12 protein-coding genes are annotated in these 7,321 nt (G+C 59.0%); 11 read left to right on the top strand and 1 reads right to left on the bottom strand.

Annotation, left to right across the window (positions count from 1 at the left end; all coding sequences use genetic code 11):
• The first annotated feature begins 18 nt into the window (after window positions 1–18).
• From L0H65_RS11150 to L0H65_RS11130, 5 genes are all read left to right on the top strand, one after another.
• Entirely contained in the window at window positions 19–363 is a 345-nt protein-coding gene (locus L0H65_RS11150; RefSeq protein WP_301459042.1) for a hypothetical protein, read from the top strand.
• Window positions 364–585: 222 nt separating this feature from the next.
• A complete protein-coding gene (locus L0H65_RS11145; protein WP_301459039.1) occupies window positions 586–2,118 on the top strand; it encodes a flagellin in 1,533 nt (510 codons plus the stop codon).
• An 82-nt stretch (window positions 2,119–2,200) separates the two neighbouring features.
• Complete coding sequence (gene flaF, locus L0H65_RS11140) at window positions 2,201–2,575, top strand: flagellar biosynthesis regulator FlaF (protein ID WP_367651984.1); 375 nt, start codon at window positions 2,201–2,203, stop codon at window positions 2,573–2,575.
• Window positions 2,572–2,976, top strand: coding sequence for a flagellar biosynthesis repressor FlbT (gene flbT / locus L0H65_RS11135; RefSeq protein WP_301459038.1), 405 nt, complete (start codon window positions 2,572–2,574; stop codon window positions 2,974–2,976). Before flaF ends, flbT begins: the two co-directional genes overlap by 4 nt.
• Window positions 2,973–3,767, top strand: a complete 795-nt coding sequence (locus tag L0H65_RS11130; protein WP_301459036.1) for a DUF1217 domain-containing protein — start codon at window positions 2,973–2,975, stop codon at window positions 3,765–3,767. The genes flbT and L0H65_RS11130 overlap by 4 nt, the downstream gene beginning before the upstream one ends.
• 4 nt (window positions 3,768–3,771) lie before the next feature.
• On the opposite strand, the gene L0H65_RS11125 is transcribed toward L0H65_RS11130, so the two are convergent.
• On the bottom strand, window positions 3,772–5,091 hold the full coding sequence (locus L0H65_RS11125; RefSeq protein ID WP_301459034.1) for a FliI/YscN family ATPase: 1,320 nt from the start codon (window positions 5,089–5,091) through the stop codon (window positions 3,772–3,774).
• A gap of 85 nt (window positions 5,092–5,176) precedes the next feature.
• Here L0H65_RS11125 and L0H65_RS11120 point away from each other — a divergent pair, with 85 nt between their 5' ends.
• The 6 genes from L0H65_RS11120 to L0H65_RS11095 all read left to right on the top strand — a co-directional run.
• Window positions 5,177–5,560 (top strand): FlgB family protein, encoded by a 384-nt coding sequence (locus L0H65_RS11120; protein WP_301459033.1) that lies wholly within the window; start codon window positions 5,177–5,179, stop codon window positions 5,558–5,560.
• A 3-nt stretch (window positions 5,561–5,563) separates the two neighbouring features.
• Entirely contained in the window at window positions 5,564–5,944 is a 381-nt protein-coding gene (gene flgC, locus L0H65_RS11115; RefSeq protein ID WP_301459031.1) for a flagellar basal body rod protein FlgC, read from the top strand.
• Window positions 5,945–5,956: 12 nt separating this feature from the next.
• Window positions 5,957–6,247 (top strand): flagellar hook-basal body complex protein FliE, encoded by a 291-nt coding sequence (gene fliE / locus L0H65_RS11110; protein ID WP_301459030.1) that lies wholly within the window; start codon window positions 5,957–5,959, stop codon window positions 6,245–6,247.
• Window positions 6,244–6,510: a flagellar biosynthetic protein FliQ gene (locus tag L0H65_RS11105; RefSeq protein WP_301459028.1), complete on the top strand. Its 267-nt coding sequence runs from the start codon at window positions 6,244–6,246 to the stop codon at window positions 6,508–6,510. The genes fliE and L0H65_RS11105 overlap by 4 nt, the downstream gene beginning before the upstream one ends.
• A gap of 2 nt (window positions 6,511–6,512) precedes the next feature.
• Window positions 6,513–7,223 (top strand): flagellar hook-basal body complex protein, encoded by a 711-nt coding sequence (locus L0H65_RS11100; protein ID WP_301459027.1) that lies wholly within the window; start codon window positions 6,513–6,515, stop codon window positions 7,221–7,223.
• Window positions 7,224–7,232: 9 nt separating this feature from the next.
• On the top strand, window positions 7,233–7,321 hold an 89-nt coding region (locus tag L0H65_RS11095), incomplete at its 3' end, for a flagellar basal body protein (RefSeq protein WP_301459040.1).

Raw genomic sequence — 7,321 nt, 5'->3', positions numbered from 1 at the left:
GCGAAGGGGGGGGTGGAAATGCGGAATGACGAAACGGCGCTGGACCGGCTCGAACGGGTGATGCAGGAAACTGCCGAAGCACTTCGCAACGGAAATCTGGCCGGAATGGGGGATTTTACAGCACGGATCGAGGCCGAAGTTGCACTGCTTGAAAGCGGTTCTGATGCGGCGCGTATCAAAGCGTTGCGGGATCTGGCGGAACGCAATGCCGTGGGGTTGGCAGCAGCGGCGCGCGGCGTGCGGGCCGCCCGGCGCAGGCTGACGGAGATTGTCTCCGCTCGTGCGGGGGGGCAGACTTATGATGGTGCGGGGCGGACCCGTCAGATCGCGGTGCAGGACGCCCGACACAAGACGCGACTGTGAACGGATGCACGGGGGTTGGCTAAAATCCTTTGTAACGGGTTTGCAGGAAACCGCCAGTCTTAGCATTCCGTTAGAAGTTTTTGCCGATCAATGGCTTTGCACCCCAAGGACGGGGTGGCGCCGAAAGGAAAAGCCCTTCGGCATTGGCAAAATGCCCCTAATGCCATCTGCGGATGGTTTTTCCGCCGGGCGAAAAACGCCGGCTTTTGGAAGGGACTTAAGATGTCTTCAATTTTGACGAACAACAGCGCGATGGTTGCTTTGCAGACGCTCAAAGGGATCAACAAGAACATGGGTCAGATCCAGAACGAGATCTCGACCGGCAAATCGGTTTCGACTGCAAAGGATAACGCCGCCGTCTGGGCCATCTCCAAGGTCATGGAAAGCGATGTCAAAGGGTTCAAGGGGATCTCCGACAGCCTGTCGCTGGGCTCCTCCACGATTTCTGTGGCGCGTAAGGCGGCAGAAACCGTGACGGGGTTGCTGACCGATATCAAGGGCAAGATCGTCGCGGCACAGGAAGGCAACGTTGATCGCGAGAAGATTCAGACTGATATTGCAGCCCTGCGCGATCAAATCAAATCGGTGACCGGTGCGGCTCAGTTCAATGGGCTGAACATGGTGAAAGGGACGGAAAATGTCAGCATTCTGTCGTCTTTGGATCGGTCAGGGGATGGGAATGTCGCGGCGTCGCAGATCACCGTCAACCGACAGGATCTGACAACCGGAGCAGGCAAGGTCGGCACCACGGCGGCGGCAACAATCTCCTACGGTTCCATCGCGGCACCGGCGGCGGCACCGACACCTGCCATCAGTGGTACGACGACTGCCGCCGCTGGCAAAAACGCGACCATCACGGTTGCTGCCGCGACTGCAACCGGCAACAACTACAGCATCAACGTCAACGGCACGTCGATCAACTACACGACAGACGGTATCAAGACCGACGCAGAGATGGCAACGTTCTTTGCAGGCGAAATTAACGCTTTGGGCTTGGAAGGCGTCAGCGCCAGCAGCACGACGGGTACGTTGACGGTTTCCAATGCCAATGCATTCCAAGGGATGGAACTTGCGGTTGGGGGCACGCAACTCACCTATGCCACTGCGAATGGTTTTGCGCAGGGCGCGACGAACAATGTGGTGGAGCAGCGTGCCGAAACCATTGATTTCTCGGGAACCGCAAATCCGACCGATGGCGACAGCTTCTCGGTCAGCGTTGCTGGCAAATCCTACAGCTACACCTCCGGCAAAGGTGAAACGATGGAAGATGTCGCCCGTGGTCTGAAGACGGCGATTGATTCGGAGCATAGCTCCGGCATCAAGACTGCGGTGCAGAAGAACGAAACCACCGGGCAGTGGTCACTGGCGATTGACGATGCCGTCGGCGGCCGTGCGATGGGTTTGACGGTGACCAGCGGTGGCGAAGCATCGGGTGGGTTGTTCGGTCTTGATGCGGTCAATGTGACCACTTCTGAGGGTGCGGAATCTGCGCTTTCCAACATCGAAACCATGATCAATGCGTCGATTGATGCGGCCGCCTCCTTCGGCTCGGCGCAAAAGCGCATCTCCATCCAGTCGGATTTCGTCAGCAACCTGTCGGATGCGCTGAAATCCGGTATCGGCTCAATGGTTGATGCGGATATGGAGGAGACTTCGGCACGGTTGCAGGCGTTGCAGGTCCAGCAGCAACTTGGTGTTCAGGCGTTGTCGATTGCGAACCAATCGCCGCAGTCGATCCTGTCGCTGTTCCGGTAATTCCGGTAGGGTCGGGGCGCTCCAGATGGCGCCCCGGCCTGTTCGTTGACCCCATAACAAGCCGGAAGGATCAATCGTGAATATGATGAATACCCTCGCGCACGAAGCCTATGCGCGCCCTGATGTGTCTGGTCGAAATCCAAGAGCAGTGGAATACGACCTGTTTGCCCGTATGACCCGCAATCTTTCCCTCGCTTGGTCGGGGAGGGAGAAAAACTTTGCAGCACTGGTCGCCGCTCTGCATGAAAACAGCGCCCTTTGGCGGACCCTCGCGGTGGATGTTGCCGACCCTGAAAACACGTTGCCGGCACCCCTGCGCGCGCAGCTTTTCTATCTTTATGAATTCACGGAGACGCATAGTCGCAAGATTCTGGACGGTGATGCCAGCGCGGTGGTGCTGGTGGATATCAATACCGCGGTCATGCGTGGTCTGCGCGGGAATGGAGCCGCCAAATGACCGGATTGGTGTTGAAACTTGGCCCCCATGAGCGAGTATTGATCAACGGCGCGGTGATCGAAAATGGGGATCGGCGCTCCAGGCTCGCGATCATGACGCCCAATGCGAACATCTTGCGGTTGCGCGATGCGATCCATCCCGAGGAGGTGAACACCCCGGTCAGGCGCGTTTGCTATATCGCACAGCTTGTGCTGTCCGGCGATGCCAATCCACAGGAAGCGCGGATGCAGCTTTTGCGCGGTATCGAGCAGCTTTCCCAGATACTGACAGACCACGATAGCCGCACGCAACTGAACCATGCGACAGCGGCGGTGATGGACGACAATCACTATCAGGTTTTGAAAGCCCTGCGCGCTTTGCTCCCACGGGAGGAGCGGCTCTTTGCGGCCTGCCCGTCGTGAGCTTTACGCCGATTGTTCCCTTCGGTGGCTTTGGGGGCTGGTCATTCCTGAAGCGGACATTGACGCAACAAAAGACCAGTTTTGCCGCGCAACCGGTCTTGGCTCGGGATGAGGACTATTTCCGTGCCAAGATCGGGTCGGTCAAAACGGCGCAAGATCTTGTTTCTGATCGGCGGTTGCTGAACATCGCGTTGGGCGCTTACGGCCTCGACGGTGATATCAACAACAAATATTTCATCCGAAAAGTGTTGGAGGATGGCACACTCGATCCTGCGGCTCTGTCAAACCGATTGGCGGACAAACAATATCGCGCATTGTCGGCAGGCTTTGGCTTTGGCGATTTTGCCACTCCGCGAACCCAACTTTCCGACTTCGCTGACAAGACGCTGGGGCTTTATCGCGCGCGACAGTTTGAAGCTGCGGTGGGTACGCAGAATGAAGACTTTCGCCTCGCCTTGAACGTGGAGCGGGAGTTGACGACGCTTGCCGCGCAGGGCAGCAGTGATGACACCAAATGGTTTACCATCATGGGCAACGCACCGATGCGCCAGGTGTTTGAGAAGGCGCTGGGCCTGCCGGGCAGCTTCGCCTCGCTGGATCTGGATCAGCAGCTTTCGGTCCTGAAAGAGAAAACCGAAAAGAATTTTGGGACAAGCGATGTCGCACAGTTCAAACAGCCCGAAAAACTGGAAGCCTTGGTGCGCAAGTTCCTGCTGCGGTCAGAGGCACTGGCGCAGCTTGCCGGCACCTCTCCCGGCGCAATCGCGCTGACCCTGCTGCGGAACGCCTGAACCTTCATTTTTCGGCCTCCGCGAGGCACGCTTCCAGCCGCTGGAAACTTGCTTCGGTCCCGTTTGGGGCGTCTTCGGCCAGAAACGCATCGAGCGTGGGCCAGACCTTGATCGCTGCGTCAATCGCCGGGTCTGAACCCTTGCTGTAAAGCCCTGCCTGAATCATCATCTCCGCCTGCTCCCAGACGCCCAGATGGCGCCGTGTGGCCGCGATCAGGGCATTCTCCGGCCCGGATGCAGCCTCCGGCAAGCTCCGCGAAACGGAGCGCAAAAGGTCGATTGCAGGAAAGCGCCCCCGCTCTGCAATGCGGCGATCCATGACGACATGGCCATCCAGAACACCGCGCAGAATGTCGGCAACGGGTTCTTCCATATCCGACCCCGCGACCAGTACGGTGAAAACCGCGGTGATATCCCCGGTGTCGTCAGCACCTGGGCCGGCGCGTTCGGCCAGTGACATGATCGTATGGGCGGTTGACGGCGGGAACCCCCGCAAACTCCCCTGCTCGCCGGAGGCCAATGCAACCTCCCGATGTGCTTCTGCGAAGCGTGTGATGCTGTCGGCCAGCAGCAGGACGTGCAGCCCCTGATCGCGGAAATGTTCGGCCACCGCCATCGCGGTCCACATACAGCGCCGACGCACAAGCGGTGATTGATCTGATGTCGCGGTGATCACAATCGCCCGCGCCATACCTTTTGCACCCAGCACTCGTTCGGTAAATTCGCGCAGTTCCCGCCCGCGTTCGCCGACCAGCGCGATGATGACGATATCGGCATTCACGCCGCGCGCAAATTTGCCGAGAAGTGAGGATTTCCCAACCCCGGACCCGGCGAAAAGACCAATCCTCTGGCCCTGTACCAAAGGCAATAGAGTATTGAAAACAGCGGTTCCGGTTTCCAATCTTTCACCCAACGCCCTGCGCCGTGCGGGCGCTGGTGGTGCCGCGCGGAGCGGGCGCGGTGCTGTGCCAGGAAAAAGCGGGCGACCATCCAGAGGGTTCCCGAACGGGTCGATGATGCGGCCGATCCAGTCATTGTCTGGTGCGATTTCGGCGCGGCCGATGATTTCGACCCTGTCGTCGATCGCCATTCCGTCACTGGGGCCATCGGGCAAAACGGTTAACCCCTCCCGTGACAGGCGCAAAACCTCACCGCCGATTTCAGCTTCCGCCCCGCGAATCATCACCCGATCCCCCAAACAGGTCGCGCGTGAAAGCCCGGTGACGCGCAACGTGCCGCCGGTCAGTTCCGCGATGCGGCCGACGCGGGTGGAAACCGTTACTTGCTGAATTCTGGCACGGAGATTCTCGAAAATATCGACCATGAGGGTTCCTCTTCTGTTCGCGCTTACCCTTTCTAAAGGAATCACCCTTAAGCCTTAGTGAACCGTAATCGAGGGAGAAGCCCCGATGTTCGAAAAACTGGAAATCACCCGAATGGCGCAGGCACTGTCAGCCCACGCGGGGGCACGGATGGGCGTGATTGCTCAGAACGTCGCCCATGCCGATGTGCCCGGCTACAAAGCGCGCGATGTGCCGGCTTTTGCGGCAACCTATGAAGCGGCATCAGGCGACGGGATGCGGGCCACCCTGCCGGGTCATTTTGGCAGCGGTGACTCCGCGACGGCGCAGCCGATTGTGTTACGCGGTTCGGTTGCGCCCAACGGCAACGGCGTTTCGCTGGAAGTTGAAATGGTGAAAGCGGCTCAGGTGCGGCAGGAGCATGATATGGCGCTGTCAATCTATCGCAGCACTTCAAATATTCTGAAGCTGGCACTCGGGCGGGGGCGGTAAACCATGGCCGACCTGATTCAAAGCCTTGCGGTGGCGGCCTCGGGTATGAAGGCGCAAGCGCAGCGATTGAGGCATGTTTCCGAGAATATCGCCAACGCCGATACGCCCGGTTATCGTCGCAAAACCATCAGCTTCAGCGATTCTCTCGATGGGCAAGGTGTCGAACCGGGTCGTGTCCGGCTTGATCGCAGCAAGCTGGTGCAGATTTATGATCCCGGCCACCCGCTGGCCGATCCATCCGGTCACTACGACGGCTCGAATGTCGATCTGGTGATTGAAATCGCTGACGCGCGCGAAGCGCAGCGCAGCTATGAGGCGAACCTCAAAATATTCGATCAGGCACGACAGATGACGCAAAGCCTGTTTGAAATCTTGCGTCGATAAAGGAGATCTAGAATGGATATCACCCCTTCAATCGCGGCCAATTCCTATGCGCTCGCGCGGCAGGCCGCAGCCCCCGGCCCGAAACCTGACGGCGCAGCGGATGGCTTTACGCAAATGGCGGAAAGTTTCGCCGCGACGTTGATGAACGGCGAAGCGACCTCCAAAGCCGCGATGATAGGCGACGCGGATCCGCAGGCGCTGGTGCAGGCGCTTACGGCGACCGAAATGGCAGTGGAAACCGTGGTGACGGTGCGGGACAAGGTGGTTGAGGCCTATCAGGAAATCCTGAGGATGCCGGTATGACGGAAGGCGTGATTTTTGACACGCTGCGACAGGCGCTGTGGATTGCGGTGATGATTTCGGCACCGCTGCTTGCGGTCGCACTTATCGCGGGCGTGACGGTCGGCCTGTTTCAGGCCCTGACCAGCGTGCAGGAAATGACGCTGACCTTCGTGCCCAAAGTCGGTGCGATGCTGGTGGTGTTCTGGGTCTCGATGAGCTTCATGACCTCCACCCTCATCAGCTTTTTCACCGACCGCATAATCCCATTGATCGCGGGGAGTTAGGCATGGTTTCCACCGTCTATACCACTCTGACACGCCAAGCGGGTCTGATGCGGGAAATGCAGGTTGTGGCGCATAACATCGCCAATATCTCCACCACCGGGTTTCGACGTGAAGGCGTGATTTTTTCGGAATACGTCAAACGGATGGATGGGGAACCGTCGCTTTCGATGGCTTATGGCAACACCCGACACGTCGATCTGCGTCAGGCCGGACTCTCGCAGACCGGCGGGGCTTTTGATTTCGCGATCCAGGGCGAGGGGTTCTTCCTGATCGAAACGCCGCAGGGCCAGGCGCTGACGCGCGCGGGCAGCTTTACCCCGAATGCCGAGGGCGAATTGGTAAATGGTGATGGCCATCGTTTGCTTGATCGCGGCGGTGCGCCGATCTTTGTGCCGCCCGACGCGGGCAAGGTCGCGCTCTCGGTCGATGGGACGCTATCGGCGCGGGGACGACCGCTGGCACAGATCGGCCTTTGGCAGCCAAGCGATCCGTTGAAGATGACGCATGACGGCGGCACGGTTTTCAATTCCCCGACGGTCGAGGCGGCGGAGGGCGCGACGATCCTTCAGGGATTTGTCGAGGAAAGCAACGTCAACCCGATCTCGGAAATTGCCCGGATGATATCGGTTCAGCGCGCCTATGAGATGGGGCAGGGATTTCTGGAAAAAGAGGATGAACGCATGCGCGGTGTCATCCAGACGCTTGGTCGATAGGAGAGAGCGATGAACGCCTTACAAATCGCTGCCAGCGGCATGGCAGCACAGCAGATGCGGGTCGATGTGGTTTCCAACAACCTCGCAAACATGTCGAC

Origin of the sequence: Pseudorhodobacter sp. (assembly GCF_030452865.1) — a bacterium.
In the GTDB taxonomy this organism is placed as follows: Bacteria; Pseudomonadota; Alphaproteobacteria; order Rhodobacterales; family Rhodobacteraceae; genus Pseudorhodobacter.
This window is presented reverse-complemented; position numbering and strand designations above follow the sequence as displayed.

Excerpts from the sequence above, each read along its gene's own strand:
- fliE (WP_301459030.1), top strand. The coding sequence starts at position 5,957 with ATGGATATCACCCCTTCAATCGCGGCCAATTCCTATGCGCTCGCGCGG.
- flbT (WP_301459038.1), top strand. The coding sequence starts at position 2,572 with ATGACCGGATTGGTGTTGAAACTTGGCCCCCATGAGCGAGTATTGATC.
- L0H65_RS11145 (WP_301459039.1), top strand. The coding sequence starts at position 586 with ATGTCTTCAATTTTGACGAACAACAGCGCGATGGTTGCTTTGCAGACG.
- L0H65_RS11120 (WP_301459033.1), top strand. The coding sequence starts at position 5,177 with ATGTTCGAAAAACTGGAAATCACCCGAATGGCGCAGGCACTGTCAGCC.
- L0H65_RS11100 (WP_301459027.1), top strand. The coding sequence starts at position 6,513 with ATGGTTTCCACCGTCTATACCACTCTGACACGCCAAGCGGGTCTGATG.
- L0H65_RS11150 (WP_301459042.1), top strand. The coding sequence starts at position 19 with ATGCGGAATGACGAAACGGCGCTGGACCGGCTCGAACGGGTGATGCAG.
- L0H65_RS11125 (WP_301459034.1), bottom strand. The coding sequence starts at position 5,091 with ATGGTCGATATTTTCGAGAATCTCCGTGCCAGAATTCAGCAAGTAACG.
- flaF (WP_367651984.1), top strand. The coding sequence starts at position 2,201 with ATGATGAATACCCTCGCGCACGAAGCCTATGCGCGCCCTGATGTGTCT.
- flgC (WP_301459031.1), top strand. The coding sequence starts at position 5,564 with ATGGCCGACCTGATTCAAAGCCTTGCGGTGGCGGCCTCGGGTATGAAG.
- L0H65_RS11105 (WP_301459028.1), top strand. The coding sequence starts at position 6,244 with ATGACGGAAGGCGTGATTTTTGACACGCTGCGACAGGCGCTGTGGATT.